At 69.6% G+C, this 21,953-nt stretch carries 22 protein-coding genes; 8 read left to right on the top strand and 14 right to left on the bottom strand.

What is annotated here, in order from left to right:
- Positions 1-29: 29 nt before the first annotated feature.
- The gene (locus tag EEJ31_RS12920; protein WP_123046701.1) at positions 30-1,829 is read left to right on the top strand and encodes a cation:proton antiporter; all 1,800 of its coding nucleotides are present in this window, start codon (positions 30-32) and stop codon (positions 1,827-1,829) included.
- 34 nt (positions 1,830-1,863) lie between these two features.
- On the opposite strand, the gene EEJ31_RS12915 is transcribed toward EEJ31_RS12920, so the two are convergent.
- Together EEJ31_RS12915 and EEJ31_RS12910 are read right to left on the bottom strand one after the other, a co-directional pair.
- On the bottom strand, positions 1,864-2,106 hold the full coding sequence (locus tag EEJ31_RS12915) for a zf-HC2 domain-containing protein (protein WP_123046700.1): 243 nt from the start codon (positions 2,104-2,106) through the stop codon (positions 1,864-1,866).
- Positions 2,103-2,741: a sigma-70 family RNA polymerase sigma factor gene (locus EEJ31_RS12910; protein ID WP_199727355.1), complete on the bottom strand. Its 639-nt coding sequence runs from the start codon at positions 2,739-2,741 to the stop codon at positions 2,103-2,105. The genes EEJ31_RS12915 and EEJ31_RS12910 overlap by 4 nt, the downstream gene beginning before the upstream one ends.
- Before the next feature lie 149 nt (positions 2,742-2,890).
- On the opposite strand from EEJ31_RS12910, the gene aroA reads away from it, so the two are divergent.
- Genes aroA through bcp form a run of 3 tightly spaced genes read left to right on the top strand, consistent with a single transcriptional unit; the run spans position 2,891 to position 5,828 of the window.
- Positions 2,891-4,255 carry a 3-phosphoshikimate 1-carboxyvinyltransferase gene (aroA, locus tag EEJ31_RS12905; RefSeq protein ID WP_123046698.1) on the top strand — a complete coding sequence of 455 codons (1,365 nt, stop codon included), beginning with the start codon at positions 2,891-2,893 and terminating at the stop codon, positions 4,253-4,255.
- Complete coding sequence (gene rsgA / locus EEJ31_RS12900) at positions 4,256-5,308, top strand: ribosome small subunit-dependent GTPase A (RefSeq protein ID WP_123046697.1); 1,053 nt, start codon at positions 4,256-4,258, stop codon at positions 5,306-5,308.
- A gap of 40 nt (positions 5,309-5,348) precedes the next feature.
- On the top strand, positions 5,349-5,828 hold the full coding sequence (gene bcp / locus EEJ31_RS12895; protein WP_123046696.1) for a thioredoxin-dependent thiol peroxidase: 480 nt from the start codon (positions 5,349-5,351) through the stop codon (positions 5,826-5,828).
- A 127-nt stretch (positions 5,829-5,955) separates the two neighbouring features.
- On the opposite strand, the gene EEJ31_RS12890 is transcribed toward bcp, so the two are convergent.
- The 7 genes from EEJ31_RS12890 to EEJ31_RS12860 all read right to left on the bottom strand — a co-directional run bounded on the left by EEJ31_RS12890 (position 5,956) and on the right by EEJ31_RS12860 (position 12,405).
- A complete protein-coding gene (locus tag EEJ31_RS12890) occupies positions 5,956-6,720 on the bottom strand; it encodes an ABC transporter ATP-binding protein (protein WP_123046695.1) in 765 nt (254 codons plus the stop codon).
- Positions 6,717-7,505 carry an ATP-binding cassette domain-containing protein gene (locus EEJ31_RS12885; protein ID WP_123046694.1) on the bottom strand — a complete coding sequence of 263 codons (789 nt, stop codon included), beginning with the start codon at positions 7,503-7,505 and terminating at the stop codon, positions 6,717-6,719. Before EEJ31_RS12885 ends, EEJ31_RS12890 begins: the two co-directional genes overlap by 4 nt.
- Positions 7,502-8,422 (bottom strand): ABC transporter permease, encoded by a 921-nt coding sequence (locus EEJ31_RS12880; protein WP_233563894.1) that lies wholly within the window; start codon positions 8,420-8,422, stop codon positions 7,502-7,504. The genes EEJ31_RS12885 and EEJ31_RS12880 overlap by 4 nt, the downstream gene beginning before the upstream one ends.
- A gap of 4 nt (positions 8,423-8,426) precedes the next feature.
- The gene (locus EEJ31_RS12875; protein ID WP_123046692.1) at positions 8,427-9,389 is read right to left on the bottom strand and encodes an ABC transporter permease; all 963 of its coding nucleotides are present in this window, start codon (positions 9,387-9,389) and stop codon (positions 8,427-8,429) included.
- Positions 9,390-9,532: 143 nt separating this feature from the next.
- A complete protein-coding gene (locus EEJ31_RS12870) occupies positions 9,533-11,056 on the bottom strand; it encodes an ABC transporter substrate-binding protein (protein ID WP_123046691.1) in 1,524 nt (507 codons plus the stop codon).
- A 64-nt stretch (positions 11,057-11,120) separates the two neighbouring features.
- Entirely contained in the window at positions 11,121-11,897 is a 777-nt protein-coding gene (locus EEJ31_RS12865) for a DUF1684 domain-containing protein (protein ID WP_233563893.1), read from the bottom strand.
- Between the two features lie 55 nt (positions 11,898-11,952).
- Complete coding sequence (locus EEJ31_RS12860) at positions 11,953-12,405, bottom strand: hypothetical protein (RefSeq protein ID WP_233563892.1); 453 nt, start codon at positions 12,403-12,405, stop codon at positions 11,953-11,955.
- 179 nt (positions 12,406-12,584) lie between these two features.
- On the opposite strand from EEJ31_RS12860, the gene EEJ31_RS12855 reads away from it, so the two are divergent.
- Positions 12,585-12,833: a WhiB family transcriptional regulator gene (locus EEJ31_RS12855; protein ID WP_123046689.1), complete on the top strand. Its 249-nt coding sequence runs from the start codon at positions 12,585-12,587 to the stop codon at positions 12,831-12,833.
- Positions 12,834-12,905: 72 nt separating this feature from the next.
- Here EEJ31_RS12855 and EEJ31_RS12850 read toward each other — a convergent pair whose 3' ends face one another.
- Positions 12,906-14,402 (bottom strand): sensor histidine kinase, encoded by a 1,497-nt coding sequence (locus EEJ31_RS12850; RefSeq protein WP_123046688.1) that lies wholly within the window; start codon positions 14,400-14,402, stop codon positions 12,906-12,908.
- A gap of 46 nt (positions 14,403-14,448) precedes the next feature.
- Between EEJ31_RS12850 and EEJ31_RS12845 the strand changes: the two genes are divergently transcribed.
- Positions 14,449-15,438 carry a cation diffusion facilitator family transporter gene (locus EEJ31_RS12845; RefSeq protein WP_233563891.1) on the top strand — a complete coding sequence of 330 codons (990 nt, stop codon included), beginning with the start codon at positions 14,449-14,451 and terminating at the stop codon, positions 15,436-15,438.
- Here EEJ31_RS12845 and EEJ31_RS12840 read toward each other — a convergent pair.
- Positions 15,414-16,676, bottom strand: a complete 1,263-nt coding sequence (locus tag EEJ31_RS12840) for an AAA family ATPase (RefSeq protein WP_199727353.1) — start codon at positions 16,674-16,676, stop codon at positions 15,414-15,416. The genes EEJ31_RS12845 and EEJ31_RS12840 overlap by 25 nt on opposite strands.
- 1 nt (position 16,677) lies before the next feature.
- On the bottom strand, positions 16,678-17,376 hold the full coding sequence (locus tag EEJ31_RS12835; RefSeq protein WP_123046686.1) for a hypothetical protein: 699 nt from the start codon (positions 17,374-17,376) through the stop codon (positions 16,678-16,680).
- An 81-nt stretch (positions 17,377-17,457) separates the two neighbouring features.
- Between EEJ31_RS12835 and EEJ31_RS12830 the strand changes: the two genes are divergently transcribed.
- The gene (locus EEJ31_RS12830; protein WP_123046685.1) at positions 17,458-17,760 is read left to right on the top strand and encodes a helix-turn-helix domain-containing protein; all 303 of its coding nucleotides are present in this window, start codon (positions 17,458-17,460) and stop codon (positions 17,758-17,760) included.
- A gap of 31 nt (positions 17,761-17,791) precedes the next feature.
- Here the strand turns inward: EEJ31_RS12830 and EEJ31_RS12825 are convergent, their stop codons facing one another.
- Positions 17,792-18,385 (bottom strand): hypothetical protein, encoded by a 594-nt coding sequence (locus EEJ31_RS12825; RefSeq protein WP_123046684.1) that lies wholly within the window; start codon positions 18,383-18,385, stop codon positions 17,792-17,794.
- Positions 18,386-18,590: 205 nt separating this feature from the next.
- Here EEJ31_RS12825 and EEJ31_RS12820 point away from each other — a divergent pair, with 205 nt between their 5' ends.
- Complete coding sequence (locus tag EEJ31_RS12820; RefSeq protein ID WP_123046683.1) at positions 18,591-19,013, top strand: Rv3235 family protein; 423 nt, start codon at positions 18,591-18,593, stop codon at positions 19,011-19,013.
- Between the two features lie 44 nt (positions 19,014-19,057).
- On the opposite strand, the gene secA is transcribed toward EEJ31_RS12820, so the two are convergent.
- Positions 19,058-21,892, bottom strand: coding sequence for a preprotein translocase subunit SecA (gene secA / locus EEJ31_RS12815; protein ID WP_123046682.1), 2,835 nt, complete (start codon positions 21,890-21,892; stop codon positions 19,058-19,060).
- Positions 21,893-21,953: the final 61 nt, after the last annotated feature.

The raw sequence follows: 21,953 nt of genomic DNA, 5'->3' as shown, positions 1-21,953 counted from the left end.
GGCGGGCGGCATCTGCATACAGTGAGAGAGTGGACTACGCACTCCTTGTTCTATTCGGCATTCTCACCATCGTGGCCGTGGCCAGCGTGGCGCCGAAGCTGGGCGTGGCGGCTCCTCTGGTGCTCGTCGTCATCGGCACGGCGTGCAGTTTCATCCCAGCGCTTCCCCCGATCGAGTTCCCGCCGGGGCTGATCCTCTCGCTCGTGCTGCCGCCCATCCTGTACGCGGCGGCGGTGAACGTGCCCCTCGTCGACCTCAGGCGCAACATCAAGCCGATAGCGGGCCTCTCGGTGCTGCTCGTGATCGTGAGCGCGCTGGCGACGGGCCTGCTGTTCTACTGGCTGCTTCCGGCGCTGAGCCTTCCCGCCGCAATCGCACTCGGCGCTGTGATCAGCCCCCCGGATGCCGTGGCCGCCACCTCGATCGCCAAGCGGCTGGGCCTCCCCCCGCGCCTGGTGACCGTGCTGGAGGGTGAGGGGTTGGTGAATGACGCATCCGCCCTCGTCCTGCTCCGTTCCGCCGTCGCGGCGACGGCGGGTAGCGTCGCCCTGTGGGAGGTCGTGGGCGGGTTCGTCCTGGCGGCGGTCGTGGCGATCGTGGTTGGGCTTGTGATCGGCCACCTCACCGTGTGGGTGCGCTCCAAGCTCCTGAACCCAGTGCTCAACACGACGGTGTCGTTCGCGGTGCCGTTCCTCGCCTACCTCCCGGCCGACGAGCTCCAGGCATCGGGCGTCCTCGCCGTGGTGGTCGCCGGGCTGGTCACCGGGCATCAGAGTGCGAAACACTTCAACGCGCAGATCCGCATCAGCGAGCGCGTGAACTGGCGCACGGTGCAGTTCGTGCTGGAGAACGGCGTCTTCCTGCTGATGGGCCTGGAGCTCAAGACGCTCGTCGTGCAGGTACGCGATGAGAGCAGCCTGTTGCAGGCCATCGGGTTCGGGCTCCTCGCTACCGGCCTGCTCATTGTGGTGCGCATCGCGTTCGTCGTACCGCTGATCGCGCTGCTTCGCCGGGACCAGCGACGAGCGGCGCAGGCGGGGAAAGACCTGGAGTCCGCGATCCGTCACCTCGACAGGCCGAAATCCGAGGCGGCGGATGCTCCCGCACGCATGTCTGCGCCCACGACGGGCCGAGCGCGGCGTTTCCTGGTGCGCCGACGCGCCGACGTTGATTCCCTCACGGCGGACGGCCTCGGCTGGCGCGGCGGCGCCGTGCTGGCCTGGTCGGGGATGCGAGGCGTGGTCACCCTCGCTGCCGCCGAATCCCTGCCGGACATCCCTTACCGTGCCCAGCTCGTGCTGATCGCGTTCATCGTCGCCATCGTCACACTGCTCGTGCAGGGCAGCACCCTCCCGGTGCTCATCAAGGCCCTCCGCATCGTTGGAACCGACAGCGGCGCCGACCGGCAGGAGCTCGCGACCCTGGTGCGCCAGGTGAGCGCCAAGGGACTCGCGGCGCTCGACAACCCGAACCTGGTACAGAAGAACGGCGCCCCGTTCGATCCCGCGGTCATGGACAGGGTCCGTGCCGACAGCCAGCTCATCGGCGAATCGCTGCGGGAGCAGGCGAACGTCGACGAGGCCGAACCCCCCGGCTTCGCCGGCCTGGACACGACCGAGGAGCCCAGCGCAGTGGATGACTCCGCTGCGACCATCGGACCGCATCAGCAACACCGCACGCTGCGACTGCGGGTACTTCGAGCCGAACGGGACGCACTGCTCGAGGCCCGAGCAACCGGCGCCTTCAGCTCCCGCGTCATGGAGCGGGCGCAACACATGATCGATTTGGAAGAGTCGCGCCTCGCGCAACTGAGCGACGACGACTTCTGACGCCTGCATCCGTCGCCGTTTCGTCCACCCGGCGTCAGTGGGTGGACTGCACCGCCCGGAGCTTCTGCAGCACCATGTCGCGCAGGTCTTCGGGTGCGGTCTCCTTGCAGGCGCGCTGCACGACGTCGGTGAGCGTGCGCCCGATCAGGTGCTCCGTGCTGCAGTCGGTGCAGCTCTCCAAGTGCTCCCGGATATCGGCGGCGTCTTCCGCGCACAGTTCGTTGTGCAGGTATTCCTCGAGTTCGGCCTTGGCCTTCTCACATCCGCAGTCAGTCATTGTGTTCTCGCTCCAGACTTCTTCGGGCTGTCTGTTGGTGTACTGCTGCCGAATCCGCGTTCGGTGGCGTAACCCGACAGCAGGTCGCGAAGGAGTCGCCGGCCACGGTGCAGGCGGCTCATCACGGTGCCGATGGGGGTTTTCATGATGTCGGCGATCTCCTGGTAGGAGAAGCCTTCGACGTCGGCGAAGTAGACCGCCAGGCGGAACTCCTCCGGAATCGACTGCAGCGCCTCTTTGACGGCGCTGTCGGGCAGGTGGTCGATGGCCTCGGCCTCCGCGGACCGGCTCGACATGGCCGTGCGGGACTCTGCCCCGCCCAGCTGCCAGTCCTCAAGCTCGTCGATGGTGCCCTGGAAGGGCTCACGCTGCTTCTTGCGGTAGGTGTTGATGAACGTGTTGGTGAGGATGCGGTACAGCCAGGCTTTCAGGTTGGTGCCCTGCTGGAACTGCTCGAACGCAGCGAACGCCTTGACGAAGGTGTCCTGCACGAGGTCCTGCGCGTCTGAGGGGTTGCGGGTCATGCGCATCGCCGCCGCATACAACTGGTCGATGTACGGCATTGCCTGTTCCTCGAACAGGTCCCGGCTGCTCACGGAGCTCTCGTTCGGGGTCGCTGGCGTGTCTGAAGTCATCAGGGGCAATACTAGGCCGTCAAACCGGGCGTTGCCGGGGGCCGGGAGCACCTCCGGGCGAGCGGCGACGGCGGGGCGTTCCATGAGCAGCATTCCTGCCATGCAGCGCCTCCTTATCCGTTGTTCATGACCGACTACTCTGATAACCAATGCTGACGTCCAGATATTCCAAGCCCGAGTTCAACCCGTATGGGGACAACGCCCCCGACACGGGAGATGAGCTGTGGGCGGCGCCGACGGCCGCCGGCCCGCTCGCCACGCGGATGTCGCTTCCGGGCTCGAAATCGCTGACCAACCGGGAGCTGGTGCTCTCCGCCCTCGCCGACGCGCCGTCGCGCCTGGTGGCCCCGCTGCAGTCGCGCGACACCGACCTCATGGTCGCCGCACTGCGCCAGCTGGGCACGGGCGTCGAGTCGGTGACGGGTGCCGACGATGTGCCGGATCTACGCATCACGCCCGGAGAACTGCTGGGATCGACGACGATCGACTGCGGACTGGCCGGCACGGTGATGCGGTTCCTGCCCCCGGTGGCGGCCCTCGCCCTCGGTCCGACCACCTTCGACGGCGACGCCGGTGCGAGGCGCCGCCCGATGCGCACCACCGTGACCTCGCTCCGCGCACTCGGCGCCGACATCAACGACGACGGGCGGCTCGCGCTTCCGTTCACGGTGCACGGCACCGGCCGCCTCGCGGGCGGCGCGATCACGATCGACGCCTCCACGTCGAGTCAGTTCGTCTCGGGCCTGCTCCTGTCGGCCGCCCGGTTCGACAACGGCCTGCAGCTGCGGCACGAGGGGGCGCGGCTGCCGAGCCTGCCGCACATCGAGATGACGATCGCCACCCTCGCCGGCCGCGGCGTCACGGTGGAGAGCGCCGCCGTGGGCGAATGGACCGTCGCACCGGGACCCATCCGCGGGGCCGAGGTCGCCATCGAACCGGACCTGTCCAACGCCGCACCGTTCCTCGCCGCCGCCCTGGTCGCGGGCGGCAGCGTGACCATCACCGGATGGCCAGCCACCACGACGCAGGTCGGCGCCGACCTGGCCGAGCTGCTTCCGCTGTTCGGGGCCACCGTCAGCCACGACGGCGGCTCGCTCACGGTCACGGCCGGCGACGGCATCCGTGGTGTCGACCTCGACCTCAGCACCGGCGGTGAGCTCGCCCCGAACCTGGTGGCGCTGGCCGCCCTCGCCGACTCGCCGAGCACGATCACGGGCATCGGGCATATCCGCCACCACGAGACCGACCGCCTGGCCGCGCTGGCCGCGGAGATCAACGGGCTCGGCGGCCAGGTGACGGAGCTCGAGGACGGCCTGCGCATCGAGCCGCGGCCGCTGCACGGGGGCGTCTGGCGAAGCTACGACGACCACCGGATGGCCACCAGCGGCGCCATCATCGGCCTCGCGGTTCCCCGGGTGGAGGTCGAGAACATCGGCACGACGGCCAAGACGCTCCCCCAGTTCGCGTCGCTGTGGCGGTCGATGATCGCCGGGCCTGCGGAGGCTCGGCTCTAGATGACCTGGTGGGACAGCGCCGACGACGACGAGCAGCCCGAGTACGACGAATCGAGCGTGCGGGTCCGGCCCAATCCCAAGGGAAACAAGCCGCGCACCAAGACCCGGCCAGGGCACGAGAACGCCCTCGTCGGCCGCATCCTCGGTGTCGACCGCGGCCGGTACACCGTGCTCCTCGATGAGGACCGGCCCGGCGAGCGCACCCTCACCGCCGCACGGGCAAGCGAGCTGCGCAAGAAGGCCGTCGTCACGGGGGACCGCGTCGACGTCGTCGGCGACACCACCGGTGCGGAAGGGAGCCTCGCCCGCATCGTCCGCATCCGCCCGCGCGCGACCCTGCTGCGCCGGAGCGCCGACGACACCGACGCCGTCGAGCGGGTGATCGTGGCCAACGCCGACCAGATGCTCATCGTGGTCGCCGCGGCGAACCCCGAGCCGCGCACCCGTCTCGTCGACCGCTACCTCGTCGCCGCCTACGATGCCGGCGTGGCGCCCATTCTGTGCATCACGAAGACCGACCTCGCCGACCCGGCCGGCTTCCTGCGGAACTTCCAGGGCCTCGACCTCCCCGTGATCACCAGCCGCGAGAACGACATGCCGGTGGACCGGATCGCCGAGGCGCTCATCGGTCATGACACCGTGTTCGTCGGGCATTCCGGTGTCGGCAAGTCCACGCTCGTGAACGCGCTCGTGCCGGAGGCGAAGCGCGCGACCGGCGTCGTGAACACGGTCACCGGGCGGGGCAGGCACACCTCGTCGTCGACCGTCTCGCTTCGCCTCGAAACGGATGCCGGGCGCGGCTGGGTGATCGACACCCCCGGCGTGCGCTCGTTCGGGCTCGGTCACATCGACACCGACAACATCCTGCGGGCGTTCACCGACCTGGCCGCCGTCGCCGAGGCGTGCCCGCGCGGGTGCACGCACCTGCCCGACTCGCCGGACTGCGCGATGATGGAGGCGGTGGAGCGCGGCGACCTCGGTGACACCGGGCAGGCACGCCTGGATTCGCTGCAGCGGCTGCTCACGACGTTCGCCGCGCCGCCCGCGTACTGAGCGCATCCGCTGCCCCGGACGGAGCAGGTAGCGTTGCGGTATGACCGAAACCACGCGCCTTGAAGCCGGCGACCCGGCACCGCAGTTCACGCTGACCGACCAGGACGGCGCATCCGTCTCGCTCGGCGATTTCGCCGGCCAGAAGGTCGTCGTCTACTTCTACCCGGCCGCGATGACGCCCGGCTGCACCACCCAGGCCTGCGACTTCCGCGACAGCCTCGGGTCGCTGAAGGGCGCGGGATACCAGGTGCTCGGCCTGTCGAAGGACGCGCCCGCCAAACTCAAGGAGTTCCAGGAGCACGACCGGGTGAACTTCCCGCTGCTCTCCGACGAGGACCTCAGCGTGCACCACGCGTACGGCGCCTACGGGGTGAAGAACCTCTACGGCAAGGAGGTCACCGGCGTGCTGCGGTCCACGTTCGTGGTCGACGAGTCGGGAACCATCCAGCTGGCGCTCTACAACGTGAAGGCCACCGGCCACGTGGCGAGCCTGCGCAAGAAGCTCGGCCTCGACGCCTAGCCAACCACCGCTACCGGATCGGCCCAGCGCTACCGCTCCAGCGGGCGCGACCCGCCGAAACGTGGTCAGGCCGCCGAGACGGGTGCGCGCGGCGGGCGATGCACGACGGACGCGTCAGGCGGATGGGTCAGGCGGGGAGTCGCGGGACGGCGTCGATGAGGCGCCGGGTGTAGTCCTCGCGAGGCGCCCCAAGCACCGCGGTCGTTTCGCCCTGCTCCACCACGCGGCCGCCCTGCAGCACCACCATCCGTTGGCACAGCGCGGCGACGACGCTGAGATCGTGGCTCACCATGAGCACGGTCAATCCGCGGGAGCGCCCCAGCTCGGCGAGCAGGTCCATCACCTGGATGCGCGTGGTCACGTCGAGCGCGCTCACCGGCTCGTCGGCCAGCAGAAGCCGCGGCCCCGGCACGATAGCCCGGGCGATGGCGATGCGCTGCCGCTGCCCGCCCGAGAACTCGTGCGGGTAGCGGGAGGCGGCGTCGGCCGGGAGGCCCACCGACGCGAGCGCCTCCGCCACCTGCGCCGCGGCATCCGCCCCGCGGGCGATGCCGAGCGACCGGAGCGGCTCGGCGACGATGCGCCCGACATTCTGCCTCGGGTCGAGCGACGAGTACGGGTCCTGGAACACCGTCTGCACGCTCCGGCGGAACTGGCGCATGCGTGCGCGGTCGCGAACGTCGAGCGGCGCACCGTCGAACAGCACGCGCCCGGAGCTCGGCGTGGCGAGGCCGAGGAGCAGCCGCAGCAGGGTGGTCTTGCCCGCCCCCGATTCCCCCACGAGGCCCACGTTCCGGCCCCCCTCCACGGCGAACGAGATGCCGGAGACGGCCGGCACCCCGCCGCGGTAGGCGAACGACACCTGGTCCAGCTCGAGGATGGGCGCGGTCATGACACCTCCAGTGCCGCGTCGAGAGCGGCGGCGCTCGCGACGAGCTCGGCCGTGTACAAATGCCGCGGCGCGGCCAGCAGGTCGGCCAGCGGCCCCGCTTCCACAGCCTCGCCGTTCCGCAGCACGAGCACGCGGGAGGTCTCCCGCGCCACCACGGCGAGGTCGTGGCTGATGAACAGCAGTGCCATGCCGCGCCCGGCGACCAGCCGGTCGAGCAGGTCGAGGATCTCCGCCTGCACCGTCACGTCGAGCGCCGTCGTCGGTTCGTCGGCGATGAGCAGCTTCGGCCGGCAGGCCAGCGCCATCGCGATCGCCACCCGCTGCCGCTGCCCGCCGGAGATCTCGTGCGGGTACGCCTTCGCGATCCGCTCCGGCTCGGGCAGGCTCACCTCACGCAGTGCGTCCAGCACGGCGGCGCGCAAGGGCGCGCCCCGCAGCCCCTGGTGGCGGCGCAGCGGCTCGGCGAGCTGGCTCCCCAACCGCATCAGCGGGTCGAGCGACGTGAGCGGCTCCTGGAAGACGACGGATGCGACGTGCCCGCGCAGCGGGACGAGCGCGCGCTCCGGGGCGCCCACCACCTCGGTCCCGTCCAGCCGAACACTCCCCCGCACGGTCAGCCCCTCCGGGAGCAACCCCGTGATGGCGAGCGCGGTGAGCGACTTCCCCGAGCCGGATTCGCCGATGAGGCCCAGCCGTTCGTCGGCCGACAGCGAGAACGACAGCCCGCGCACCCGGTCAACGCCGCCGGCGGCGACGCTCAGGTCCGTGACGTCCAGCAGGCTCACGAGCGGCTCCTTCGGGTGGGATCGGCGACGTCGCGGAGACCGTCGGCGACGAGGTTCACGCCGATGACGAGGATCACGAGCGCAATGCCCGGCGCGATGGCGCCGACGGGCGCGGTTGCGACCGTCGCCTGCGCCTCCTGCAGCATCCGCCCCCAGGAGGCGTTGGGCGGCGGCGCGCCGAGTCCGAGGTAGGAGAGGCTCGCCTCGGCGAGCACGGCGATGCCGAACTGCAGGGCGAGGTTGACGCTCAGAGTGGGCCAGACGTTAGGGAGCACGTGCCGGCCGACGATGCCCGCCCAGCTCGTCCCGGAGGTGCGGGCCGCGGTGATGTACTGCGCGCGCAGCACCCTCTTGGCCAGCACGCGGGTGAGCCGCGCCACGATGGCCGACATGCCGAGGCCGATCGCGAGGATCGCCGACCACAGCGACGCCCCCTGCGCGGCGACGATCAGCATGGCCAGCAGCAGCACCGGGAAGGCGATGACGATGTCGAAGAACGCCGACAGCGTGTCGTCCACCCACCCCGATGCGAACGCTGCCGCCAAGCCCAGCAGGATGCCGATGGCCGCCGCGATAACGACCGATCCGAGGCCGACCAGGAGGGCGATGCGGGCCCCGACCATGAGCTGGCTGGCCAGGTCGCGCCCGAGCTTGTCGGTGCCGAGCCAGTGCGCGGCCCCCGGCGCCTCCAGGCGCGTTCCCGAGGTGTCGGAGAGCGGGTACGGGAGCCAGAGCAGCGAGACGAGCGCCGTCACCACGACGAGCCCCACCAGGACGAGCCCGACCACGAGGGTCACCGACCGCCGGCCGCCGGCAACGGATGCGCGACCGGCGGCATCCGCACGCCCTGTCACGGTCGACGGGCCGCTGGCGGGCAGGAGAGAGCCATCGGCCTCGCGCATGGGTGCGTTGCTCATCCGCTCACCGGTTCCCGGAGATGCTCGCGCGCAGCCGCGGGTCGACGAGGCGCTGCACCAGGTCGGCGAGGAATCCGATGACGAGCACCGCCACCGTGCTCACCAGCAGGATGCCCTGGATGTTGGGGTAGTCGTGCTGGGCGATCGCGCGCAGCAGCATGCTGCCGAGCCCGGGGAGGGTGAAGACGCTCTCGATGACGACGGCGCCGAGGAACGTGGTGGCCAGCTCGATGCCGAGGATGGAGATCACGGGCACCGACGCGTTGCGGAGGCCGTGCCGCCACATCGCGACCCGGAACGGGGCGCCGAGGGCGCGGGCGTTCCGGAGGAAGTCACTGCCGAGCACGTCGAGCGTCGCCGAGCGCACGTACCGGGCGAGGCTGGCGCTCATGACGATGGCGATCGTGATCACCGGCAGCGTCAACGAACGGATGGCGTCGGCCGGGTCCGCCCAGTCGTCCCGAGGAAACCCGCCGGAGGGCAGCAGCCGCAGCCGGATCGAGAACAGGCTCACCAGCAGGATGCCCACCCAGAACGCCGGCACCGCGATACCGAGCTGTGAGAGCGCCGACAGCGCCTGTCCGTACCAGGTGCGCGACTTCCAGGCGGCGACGAAGCCGACGACGAGCGACACCACGAGGGCGAGCGCGAACGAGAGCAGGGTGAGCGGCACCGTCACGGCCAGGCGCGACACGATCTCCGGCCCCACCGGAAGCGAGCTGATGAACGAGCGGCCGAGGTCGAGCGTGAGCACGTCGCCGAACCACGACGCGAACTGCTCGGCGAGCGGCCGGTCGGAGCCCACCTGCGCCTGCGCCGCCGCGATCTGCTCCGGCGTCGCGTTCACCGACAGCAGTGCGTTGGCCGGGTCGCCGGGAAGCAGGCGCAGCAGCACGAACAAGACGACGATCGCCGCGAGCAGCGAGATCAGGAGGAACGCGGCGCGGCGCAGCAGGTACCGAGTCATCCGCGCCCTCCTCCGGTCGTTGCCTGTCTCTCGTCGCGCGAGCCGCGGCATCCGTTGCCCTGGCCCGCCGCGCGGGTTGAACGCCGCTTGGCGCATGGCGTTCCACGCGCCAAGCGGCGTTCAACCCGCGTGCCTCCCAAACGCTACTTCGTCGTGATGTCGTAGGCGTAGAACTGCGAGTTCAGGCCGTTCACCGGGTACCCGGTGAGGTCGCTCGACGCGACGACGATCTGCGGGTAGAGGTACAGCCAGGCGCTGGCGGCATCCTTCGCGATCTGCTCGTTCACGAGCTTGAGCTTGGCCGTCTGCTCCTCGGTCGACGACGCCTGCTCGGCCTCGGCCACCCACTTCGTGACCTGCGGGTTGTCGTAGCCCCAGTAGAAGTCGGGGTCGCCGTACCAGACCACGTCGCGGTCGTTCACGTGCTCCTGCAGGGTGGCGGTGAAGTCGTGCTTCTGGAACACCTTCGTGTACCACTCGTCGGCGCTGATCGGGTTGATCGTCATCGTGATGCCGACCTTCGCCAGCTCGCTCTTGAGGAACTCTGCGACCGCCGGGTGCGGGTCGTAGGTGGGGGCGTCGAGGGTGAACGCGAACCCATCCGGGTAGCCGGCCTTCGCCAGCAGGCTCTTGGCGAGGTCCACGTCGTACGGGTTCACGTCTGTGAGGTCCTCGTACCAGGGGTCGGTCGGCGGAACCATGGAGCCGATGAGGGTGCCGTGGTCGCCCCAGATCGAGTTCAGCAGCTTCTCACGGTCGATCGCGGAGTAGACGGCCTTGCGCACGTCGACCTTGTCGAAGGGCGCCACCTTGTCGTTGAACGCGAGCAGTTCCTTGGTCGTGGAGTCGCCGTCGCTCACGACGAAGTCGGGGTTGTTCTCGAACTGCGAGAGGGCGTCGGGGCTCTGCACGCTCGTCACGATGTCGACCTCGTTCGTGAGCAGTGCGTTGCTGAGCGCCGTGGCATCGGTGAAGTAGTTGAAAACCACCTCGTGGTTCTTGGGAGCGTCACCCCAGTAGCCGTCCCAGGCTTCGAGGCTCAGCGAGCTGCCGCGCTTCCACTCCCCCAGCGTGTACGGCCCGGTGCCGTCCTCGCTGGTCTTCAGGTCGGTGGCCTCGCTGTTCACGATCCAGATATAGCTCAGCAGGTACGGCAGCGAGATCGATCGGGACGAGAGTTTCACCACGACGGTCTTGTCGTCAGGCGTCTCGATGCCCGAGATCACGGCGAGGCTCGACTTGCGGGCCGACTGCGAGTCATCCGCTGTCACGCGCTCGATGCTCGACTTCACGTCGGCGCTCGTGAGCGCCTTGCCCGAGTGGAAGGTGACACCGTCACGCAGGGTGAACGTGTAGCTGAGGCCGTCGTCGCTCATCGTGTAATCGGTCGCCAGCAGCGGTTCGACGTCGCCGGCGTCGGTGAGCTTGAACAGGCCCTCGTAGACGTTGCCGTTGAACGCCTCGGTGACACCCTGGCCGCCGCCGGAGCTGGCGCTCAGGTTCTGCGGTTCGTAGATCGACCCGATCTCGATGGTGTCGTGGGCAGCGGATGCCTTCCCGCCGCCCTGCCCCACCGAGCAGCCGGTGAGGGCGAGGGTGACGATGGCACCGGCCGCGATCAAAGCGGTGGTGGCCTTCGTTCTGGTTGTCTTCCCTGTGCGAATCATGTTCAGAATTCTCCTGTGGTGATGCGGAACGAATGGACGCGCGCATGCCTGCTGCTGCAGCGCGCTAGTGCAGGGTGTGGCCGCCCCGGAACCGGACCGCCTTCTCACCGGCGTGCACCGGGAAGGCGAAACGGTTGTTCGGTGGCGGCATGGGACAGTTGTAGTGGATCGAGAAACCGCACGGCGGCACGAAGGCGCGGTTGAAGTCGAGGACGACGTCGCCGGGCTCGCCGAACTCCGTCCGCTCGCGCTCGACGAACAGGAAACGCCCGGCGGCGTAGCTGCCCGCATCGCCGGGGAGGCCGTTGCTCGCGTCGCCGAAGACGAGCAGCAGCGTGCCGTCGTCGTCGAAGGCGCTGAACGTGTAGTCGATGCCGCCCAGGGTGAAGGTGATGTCGCCGGGCACCACCAGGTCGCGCGTGCCGCCGTTGTCACGGATGTGCTCGAAGGGGATGGTCCGGTCAGCGGACACGGGGGTGAACCGGGCGGAGATCACCCAGGCCGGATCGAAGTCCCAGGCCGTGACGGTGTCGAAGTGGGTGATGGCCGCGGAGGCGGCGTCCCAGAAACGGATGCCGTGCTCCGGCTCGCCCGTGTCGAGGTTCAGGCGCTGCAGCCTGGTGACCGTCACGCTCTGCGGCTGCCCGGCCGTCGCATCCGTCTCGTTGCCGGACGCGTCGTCGCCGAGCCAGCGCGTCTCGACCAGGGCGAGGTTCCCCTGCGGCGCGGTCACGGCGTGCAGGCGGCGCTGCCGCCAGGCCGCCCAGCCGTCGCGGGCGCGATCGACGAGGTGTGACGGGGCGTGCACGGGCGCGGAAACGGCGTCGGAAGTGTGGGACACACCGGAGTCAACGCCCCGATGCGCGCCGGCTATTCCGAACGCGTCGGAATTCCGGTCAGAATGTGCGCGCACCGGCATCTTTGGCGCCGGTGGCCGCCAGCACCGACGGGGTGAACAACAACCCCACCACCAGGATCGAGGGGATGATGAGGGCGAGGCCGAGCCCGATGTTGGCGTCGACGCCCTGCAGGAATCCGATGCCCACCGCCACCTGCACGACCTGCCAGGTGACCGCGGCACCGCGTATCCACCCGCGGCGCCGCAGGACATTGACGGCGATGGCGCTCACCCAGGTCGCCGCGATGATCACCAGTACCAGGAGGGCGATGGCTCCGGCCTCGGAAGCCGCCGGCTGGGTGAGGAGTTCGATGAACTCCCACCCCGCGACGAGCCACAGCGCGAGCGCCTCGAGGGCGAGCAGGGCTGCCAGAACGAGCAGGGTCGCCGGGTGCCGTTCACGCGCAGGGGCGGCATCGTCTGCGACTGTCCGACCGTTGTCTCTTCTCACAGCAAATCCCACACAAAACTATTGATTTGGCCCAACCATTATGGGAGCATATTTGAGGCCCGCTTGGTGCTCACAGGGACGTGAGCCGATCTCGATCTGTGGATCTGACCTTCCTGCAAGGGGCCTTCACCGCATTCTAGGCCGATCGGCCATGCACACCGCAAATAAGGAGCACCCCCATGGATTGGCGCGACAAAGCAGCCTGCCTCACGGCTGACCCGGAACTCTTCTTCCCCGTCGGCAACACCGGCCCCGCCGTGGACCAGATCGAGAAGGCCAAGTCCGTCTGCGCCCGTTGCAGTGTCACCGAGGTCTGCCTGCAGTACGCGCTCGAGACCGGCCAGGACTCCGGCGTCTGGGGTGGCCTGAGCGAAGACGAGCGCCGCGCACTCAAGCGCCGCGCCGCTCGCGCCCGCCGCGCCTCCTAGAGCCGCATCCCGGGCCGCCGCCCGTCCCAGCGGCGCCCGATTCTCACGTAACGCCCGCGCCGGTCGCGGGCGTTACGCCGTTGTGGGGTGTAGGTATCGCAGCGGGATCTCGATGGTCACCTCGGTGCCGCTGCCCACCATGGTGTGCCAGTCGATGGTGCCACTGAGTTCGCCCTGGATCAGCGTGCGCACGATCTGGGTGCCGAGGCCGGAACCCACCTTGCCCTCGGGCAGCCCCGATCCGTTGTCGCACACCCGCACAGTGAGGGCCTCGTCGCTGCGGATGGCCTCGATGGCCACCTCGCCCTCGCGTCCGGCCAGGCCGTGCTCGACGGCGTTGGTCACGAGTTCGGTCAGCGCCAGCGCCAGCGGGGTCGCGTACGCGCTCGGCAGGGTCCCGAAACTTCCCGACAGCGTGGGGTGGGCGGTGGTGTTGTGGGCGGATGCCACCTCCGCGACGAGCAGGAGCACCCGGTCGAAGACCTCGTCGAAGTCCACGATCTGGCTGAGGCCCTCGCTGAGCGTGTCGTGCACGACCGCGATCGCGCCCACGCGGCGCATCGCCTGGGTCAGCGCCTCCCGGGCCGTGTCGGAGTGGGTTCGGCGCGCCTGGATGCGCAGCAGCGACGCCACGGTCTGCAGGTTGTTCTTCACCCGGTGGTGGATCTCGCGGATCGTCGCGTCCTTGGTGATCAGTTCGCGTTCCTGGTGCCGCAGCTCCGTGACGTCGCGGGTGAGGATGATCGCACCGGTGCGCGCGCCGTGGCTGCGCAGCGGGATCGCCCGAAGCGACACGGTGACGCCGCGCGCCTCGATGTCGGTGCGCCACGGCGCCCGGCCCGTCACGACGAGCGGCAGCGATTCGTCGACGACGGCGTTGCCGGTGAGCAGGCCCGTGGTGACCTCGGCCAGCGACTCCCCCTCGAGTTCGTCGGCGAAGCCCATCCGGTTGAAAGCCGACAGCGCGTTCGGGCTCGCGAAGGTGGTGATGCCCTCCACGTCGAGGCGCATCAGCCCGTCCGAGGCGCGCGGGGCGCCGCGCCGCGGACCCGTCGGGGCGCCGAGGTCGGGGAAGTCGCCGCTGGCGATCATGTCGAACAGGTCGTTGGCGCAGTCGTTGAAGGTGAGCTCCTGGCGCCCCGGCGTGCGCGCCTCGCTGAGGTTGGTGTGCCGGGTGAGGATCGCGATGGGGCCGGTGACCTGCGGGCCGCTCGCGCTCAGCCGGCGGATGACGGGCACGGCCCGCACCCGCGTCGGGGTCTCCTCGTACCAGTCCGGAGCCGTGGAGTCGACGATCCTGCCGGTCTCGTACGCCTCGGTGACCTGCTTGCGCCACTCGTTCTTGATCGGCTGGCCGACGAAGTCGCGGTAGAACAGCGTCGCGGAGCTCGACGGCCGGGCGTGGGCGACGGCAGTGAACCCGCCGTCGTCGGTCGGTACCCACACGACGATGTCGGCGAAGGCGAGGTCCGCGAGCAGCTGGCCGTCGGCCACCAGCAGGTGCAGCCAGTCGGCGTCCTCGGCCTTGCTGGGGCCCTGGGCTAGAACGAGATCACTGAGCGTCGACACGTCCACAAGCCTAGATGGCGCCCGTGACCCGGGCTACCATGCACGTGTGAGCAGCCCGAAGGAGTCCCCCGACAGCGGCGGCGGAAGCTGGGTCACAGTGCTCATCGCCTTCGGCGCCAACCTGCTGATCGCGATCGCGAAAACCATTGTCGCGCTGCTCACCGGGTCAGCGTCGATGGTGGCCGAGGCCGCTCACTCCTGGGCCGACACCGGCAACGAGGTCTTCCTGCTCGTCGCAGAGCGGCGAGCCGGCCGGAAGAGCGATGAGGAGCATCCGCTCGGTTATGGCAAAGAGGCGTACGTCTGGTCGATGTTCGCGGCCATGGGACTGTTCACGGCCGGCGCCGTCTTCTCGGTGATGCACGGCATCAGCTCACTCACCTCCGAGGAACCCGCCGGCGACTACTTCTTCGCGTACCTGGTGCTCGGGGTGTCGTTCGTGCTGGAGGGCATCTCCTTCCTGCAGGCGTTCCGGCAGGCGCACGCCCGCGCGAAGAAGCGCGGCGTTGGGACGATCGAGGGGGTCCTCGCCAGTTCGAATCCCACACTGCGCGCGGTCTTCGCCGAGGACTCGGCGGCCCTCGTCGGCCTCGTGGTCGCTGCGCTCGGGCTCCTACTGCACCAGCTCACCGGATCGGCCGTGTTCGACGCCATCGGGTCGATCGTCATCGGGGTGCTCCTCGCCGTGGTGGCGGTCATCCTCATCGACCGCAACCGCCGATTCCTGGTGGGCCAGGAGACCAGCGACGTTGTCGAGCAGGCCATCATCACCCGGATGCTGGAGCACCCTGACGTCGCGAAGGTCACCTACCTGCACCTCGAGTACATCGGCCCCGAGCAGTTGTTCCTGGTGGCAGCGGTGGACCTCGTGGGCAACGAGGCCGAGAGCGCGGTCGCGGAGACCCTGCGCGGTGTGGCGCTCGACCTCGAGCAGGACCCGCACGTGGGCGAGGCGGTGCTGACCCTGTCGGTGGCGGGCGATCCGCCGCTTCGGCCGACGGAGAACGGCGCTCAGCCGGTGGCCCGCCGGGCGTGAAGGCCGGCGACGGCGCGGCTCCGTCGCGCGGCCCGCACCGGCTGGGGCTCGGGAACCAGTTCGGCGTGCACGAGCTGGCGGATGCGCGCCCGGACCGCGGACCGGGGCGCCGCGTCCCGCAGGGTGCGGCCGGCCAGCACCGCGGCATCCGTTGCGTGCTGGTCATGCGGCACGAGAACGACCGAGCCGATGTTGCCGAACCGGCGCAGCGTGGACTGCACCTGGCCGTTCGGGTTCATGCCGATCGCGGTGGAGCGTACGCGGTTCATCACGACGGTGACCCGTTCCGTGGTGACGAGGTCGGCGAGGTCGCCCCACGCGCGCAGGAACCGGGACATGCCGACCGGGTCGGCCAGCCCGCAGGCGACCACCTGGTCGGCCTCCCGCAGGGCCGCCAGGGTGGCGGCGTTGCGGCGCGGTGAGAACAGGTCGCTCGAGATCTCCTCATCGGACTCGAGGCTGAAGCCGGTGTCGAGCACGACGTAGTCGACCCAGTGCCGCACCGCCCGGAGCGTTGCGCCGACCCGCTCGGCCGAGAGTTCCGGCCACCGGGCCGGGCGGCCGATGCCGGTGAGCACCCAGAACGCCCCGTGCGGGGAGTTGTAGCGCTGGGCCACCCGCTCGAGCTCGGCCTGGGTGAGGCTGTCGGCGCCGGCGAGCCGGCAGGCGGCGGCGAACCCGGGTGCCTCGTCGAGCATGCCGAGGCTCGGGGCGACAGATCCGCTGTAGGTGTCGACGTCGCAGAGCGCGACGGTGTGTCCCGCGGCGGCGATCTCCGCGGCGATGTTGATGGCGAGGGTCGTGCGCCCGGGCGACCCCGCCGGTCCCCACACGGCGATCACCCGCCCCGCATCGAGAGCGCTCGGCTGCCGGGCGAGGTCACCGACGCGGAGCGGCACCGTCACCCCGTTGACGAGCACCCTCTCGATCTCCGACCACGGCGCCTGCCCGTCGACGACCTCGTGCAGGCCGAGCGATGACGCGTAACGATGGTCGGGCTCGGACTCGGCGAGCGCGACCACGCGCACCCCGCGGGCGTCGCAGGCGGCGAGGAGTTCGGAGGTCAGGAGGGCGCGGGTCGCCCCGATGACGATCACGTCGGGCGTTCCGGCCTCGAGCGAGGCGATCAGTTCGCGTGCCGTGGCGAGCCGGGCGACGACGGTGTGTCCGTGTTCGACGATGTCGCCGATGAGGCGGTCTTCCGTGTGGCGATCGAGCGCGAGCACCAGGTTGGCCATGTCATCCCTCCAGCGGCGCGTTGACGGGCACGAGGGCGATGGCGTCCTCGTTGGCGACCGACTCGAGCACCGCAGCGACCTTGTCCTTGGGCACCAGGATCTCCACCGACTGGCCGCTCCCGCCTGTCATCAGGCCGGTCCTCTCGATGACCCGCACGACGGACGCGGAGGTGACGAGCACCACGGGCGGCCCGAACCGCCCGTGGTCCACCTGTCGCGCGGACCAGACGTCGGCGACCGCCCCGGGCGTGAGCGAGCCGGACAGGGTCTCGGTCGTGTCCACGACCAGCCGGGTGACGGATGCGCCGGCGCTGGTTCCCACCGATGCTCTCGGCAACAGCTCCCCGGCCGCGACCGTGCGCGTGACGAGCAGTCCGCCGGGAGGCAGGGTGGCGGGCGTGACGTAGACGCTCGCGGCGGACTCCATGCGCACGGGGGTCGCCACCAGGTCCGCCCTCCCCACCCGGTCGCCCACCTGGAGCGGCGCCCGCGCGGCGTAGACGGCCACGGAGGTGTCCATGCCGCCGACGACGAACCAGACGCCGGCGATGGACGCCGCTACGAGCACCAGTCCGATGACGAATCGCGGGTCGACCCAGTAGCGGCCCGCCGCCGGTGTGGCGCCGGCACCCCTGGTGGTGCTCCCTGTGGTGCTGCCCTTCTTCTGCCGCATGATGTCCCTCCGCTGAACGCTGCTCATATCGTCGCGGTTCCGCGGCGACGCCGCGCAAGTTATCCACAGGCCCGGCATGGGTGGCCTTCCGCGGCGGATAATCGACACATGACCGAACGCGTGTCGCCCGATGCCGCCTCATCCGAGCAGGTCGGCCGTTTCCTGACCCTCGGCGACACCGCGGAGATCCTCAACATCACGTCGGCGGAGGCGCTCGATCTGGTGCGGACGGGCGAGCTCCCGGCGATCCGCATCGGCGGCGGGATCTGGCGGGTCGAGCGAGCGGTGCTCGAGTCCTACATCGAGGGCAAGTACGAAGAGGCGCGCCGTCTCGCGCTGTGGGAGCAGTCCGACTACGCGAACATCCCGGAGCTCTCCGGCGGCACGATCATCCGTCCCGTGGAGGACTGAGGCTACCGGGCCGGCTGACGGGCCAGGGTCGTCAGGACAGGCGAACCAGGTGGATCTGGCCGAGCGGCACCAACCGCACCTGGCCCACCTCGCAACTCCGGCGGAGCGTGCCGGGAGGGTGCACCGCCAGGTCGACGTGGTCCCGACCGACCCGGTCGATGGTTCCGTGGAGCGCGCCGGCCGGGGTCAGGATCTCCACCGGCTTGCGGCGACGGCACAGGTCGCGGAGCACGAACGGCAAGCCGATGCGATCGACGATCCGCGCCGGCGACTCCGGCAACGCGCGCAGTGACCGCTCGATGTGCCCGGGCGCCAGCAGCACGCCGGCGATCCCGGCCAGCGGCAGCACGCACTGCATGGGGCGGACGAGTTCACCGACCAGGTCGCCGGCCAGCCAGTCCTTCCCGAACGTAACCGGGCGCACTGTCACCGTGTTGCCCGCGATGAGCACCAGGCGGAGGAGCTGGGAACCGTCACGGGCCTCCGCAAGGCTGGTCAGCCGGTCGCGCAGCGAAAGCCGCCCAACGCGCAGCCGTTCGTCCTCGGCGCGCAGGTCGGTCTCCTCCGCACTGAGCTCGTGTTCGAGCTGTCCTTCGAGATCGTCGAAGAGGTTGTCCCAGCGCACACCCCGACGCTAGTCGCGCCGCTGTTTCTGTGTGCAGGTTATCCACAGCCTGAAAAAATGCTGGACGCCCGGCGAGAGGACTGGTTGAGTGTCAGCCAAGGATTCTTCGTCTCTTGAGGAGGAGAACCTGTGATCCGCCCGCAATGAAGTCCTCGTCGTTGAGATTCCTCGGCGAGTCATTGGTATCACGTACATCGGAGTCGCCATGAATCCACTCCCGCACCCGCCCGGGGTGCACCTGCCCGTCGACGAGGACTATTTCGGTGTCCAGCACAGCTCGCGCGGCGACCTGCCCGATCCGGAGCCGCTGCTGGTGAACCTCACCCGATGCGTCATCGAGGTGCTGGCCGGTGCGAGGGAGCTGGACCAGCTCGCCAGGTGGGTGAGCGACGACGTCTACCGGCACCTGCTCAAGCGCACGGTGCTCTCAGCCCGCGCTCGCGCGGTCAAGGGCCAGCAACCGCACCGGCCGTCGATCACTATCGGCCGCATGTCCATCTCCGAGCCGAGTGACGGCGTCATCGAAGCCGTGGTGATGGTGCACAGCAAGGCGAGGTCGCGCGCGGTGGCGTTGCGGCTCGAAGGCATGGACAATCGCTGGCGCGCCAGCGCCATCCACGTGCTCTGACTCGCCAGCGCCCCGCTCACGCCGCGCCCCGCGCCCAGCGCGGGTTACTTCTTCTTGCCCTGCGAACGACGCTCGGCGCGGTTGACGGGAGCGTCGGACGCACCGTTGGCACGCTGGCCGAAGGCACCGCGGGCTGCGGGCGCACCGTCGGTGTCCCCGCCGTTCTCCCCCGCGGCCTCGGCAGCCCCCGCGGCAGCGTTGGACGCCGCGACCCGGCGAGCGCGGTCGGTCGCCGCCCGCTGCACCTGGCCGCGCTGGTTGCGCACCTCCACGCCGCCGGAGTCGCTCGGCGCCGTGTAGCTGAGCTTCTCGTCGGCGCCCTCGGCGGGAGCGAGGCCCCGCGCCGCCACGATCGGGCTGGCGACCTCGCCGGGGGCGCGGGTGACCTCGACCTCGAGGTTGAACAGGAACCCGACGCTCTCTTCGCGGATCTGCCCCATCATCTGCTGGAACATGGCGTAGCCCTCGCGCTGGTACTCGACCAGCGGGTCGCGCTGGGCCATGGCCCGCAGCCCGATGCCGTCCTTGAGGTAGTCCATCTCGTAGAGGTGGTCGCGCCAGCGGCGGTCGATCACCGACAGCACCACACGGCGTTCGAGCTCGCGCATGGCTTCGGACCCGAGCTGCTCCTCGCGCTTCTGGTACGCGAGCCGCGCGTCGGAGAGGATCTCGCGGCGCATGAAGTCGCGGTTGATCCTGCCTCGCTGCCCCGCCTCGGCCACGACCTCGTCGATCGTGATGCCCACCGGGTACAGCGTCTTCAGCTCCGCCCACAGGGCGTCGAAGTCCCAGTCGTCGCCGTTGCCCTCGCCGGTGTGCGCGTCGAGCACCTCGTCGATGACCGCTTCGAGGAAGCGCTGCGTGCGCTCGTGCAGGTCGTCGCCCTCGAGGATGTGCCGGCGGTCGCTGTAGATCGCCTCACGCTGGCGGTTCAACACATCGTCGTACTTCAGCACGTTCTTGCGGATCTCGGCGTTGCGGCCCTCGACCTGCGCCTGTGCGCTGCGGATCGCCCGGCTCACGACCTTCGACTCGATGGCCATGTCGTCGGGAACGCCCTGCCGACCCATGAGGCTCTCCGCCGCTCCCGCGTTGAACAGGCGCATGAGGTCGTCGGTGAGCGACAGGTAGAAGCGGCTCTCGCCCGGGTCGCCCTGGCGACCGCTGCGGCCGCGCAGCTGGTTGTCGATGCGGCGCGACTCGTGGCGCTCCGTGCCGAGCACGTACAGGCCACCGGCGGCGGTGACCTTCTCGGCCTCCTCGTTCACCTTCTCCTTCACGGCGGCGAACACGTCGTCCCAGGCCGCCTCGTACTCGTCGGGCGTCTCGACCGGGCTGAGGCCCTTCGCGTTCATCTCGGCGACGGCGAGGAACTCCGCGTTGCCGCCGAGCATGATGTCGGTGCCACGGCCGGCCATGTTCGTCGCCACGGTGACGGCGCCGAGGCGTCCCGCCTGGGCGACGATGGCCGCCTCGCGGGCGTGGTTCTTCGCGTTGAGAACCTCGTGGCGCACACCGCGCTTGGCCAGCAGCCGGGAGAGGTACTCGCTCTTCTCGACGCTGGTGGTGCCGACCAGCACCGGCTGGCCCTTCTCGTGGCGTTCGGCGATGTCCTCGACGACCTGGCCGAACTTTGCTTCCTCGTTCTTGTACACGAGGTCGGACTTGTCGAGGCGCGCCATGGGCTTGTTCGTGGGAATCGGCACCACGCCGAGCTTGTACGTGCTCATGAACTCCGCGGCCTCGGTCTCGGCGGTACCGGTCATGCCGGAAAGCTTGGAGTAGAGGCGGAAGTAGTTCTGCAGGGTGACGGTCGCCAGCGTCTGGTTCTCGGCCTTGACCGCGACGGCCTCCTTGGCCTCGATGGCCTGGTGGATGCCCTCGTTGTACCGGCGACCCATCAGGATGCGCCCGGTGTGCTCGTCGACGATGAGCACCTCGCCGTTCATCACCACGTAGTCCTTGTCGCGCTTGAACAGCGCGTTGGCCTTGATGGCGTTGTTGAGGAAGGAGATCAGCGGGGTGTTCGCCGACTCGTAGAGGTTGTCGATGCCGAGGTAGTCCTCGACCTTCTCGATGCCGGGCTCGAGCACGCCCACGGTGCGCTTCTTCTCGTCGACCTCGAAGTCGACGCCGGGCGTGAGCCGCTTGGCGAGGCTCGCGAATTCGTTGAACCAGCGGTTCGCCTCGCCGGAGGCGGGACCGGAGATGATGAGCGGCGTGCGCGCCTCGTCGATGAGGATCGAGTCGACCTCGTCGACGATCGCGAAGTAGTGGCCGCGCTGCACCATGTCGCTCGCCTGCCAGGCCATGTTGTCGCGCAGGTAGTCGAAGCCGAACTCGTTGTTCGTGCCGTAGGTGATGTCTGCAGCGTACTGCTCGCGGCGTTCCTGGGGGGTCTGACCCGACAGGATGCATCCGGTGGTCATGCCGACGGCGCGGAACACGCGGCCCATCAGCTCGCTCTGGTAGCTGGCGAGGTAGTCGTTGACCGTGACGATGTGCACGCCGCGGCTGGTCAGCGCGTTCAGGTAGGCGGCGGTCGTGGCGACGAGGGTCTTGCCCTCGCCGGTCTTCATCTCGGCGATGTTGCCGAGGTGCAGCGCGGCCCCACCCATGAGCTGCACATCGAAGTGGCGAAGACCCAGGGTGCGAACGGATGCCTCGCGCACGGCCGCGAACGCCTCCGGCAGGAGGTCGTCGAGGGATTCGCCGTTGGAGTAGCGCTCCCGCAGGAGGGTCGTCTCGTTTCGCAGGTCCTCATCGCTGAGTTCCTTGAAGTCGTCTTCGAGCGCGTTGATGGCCTTCGCATAGTTCTCGAGGCGGCGGAGAACCCGACCCTCGCCAACACGAAGAACCTTTTCCAGAATTGAGGCCACGAATGCACTCCACTAGTCGTCACGGCGTGGGCACGCCTGTCGTCCGGACGGTCGAGCGCGC

Source organism: Cryobacterium tepidiphilum (assembly GCF_003716325.1).
GTDB classification, from domain to species: domain Bacteria; phylum Actinomycetota; class Actinomycetes; order Actinomycetales; family Microbacteriaceae; genus Cryobacterium; species Cryobacterium tepidiphilum.
The sequence above is the reverse complement of the archived record's forward strand: the minus strand, read 5'-3'. Positions and strand labels throughout refer to the sequence as shown.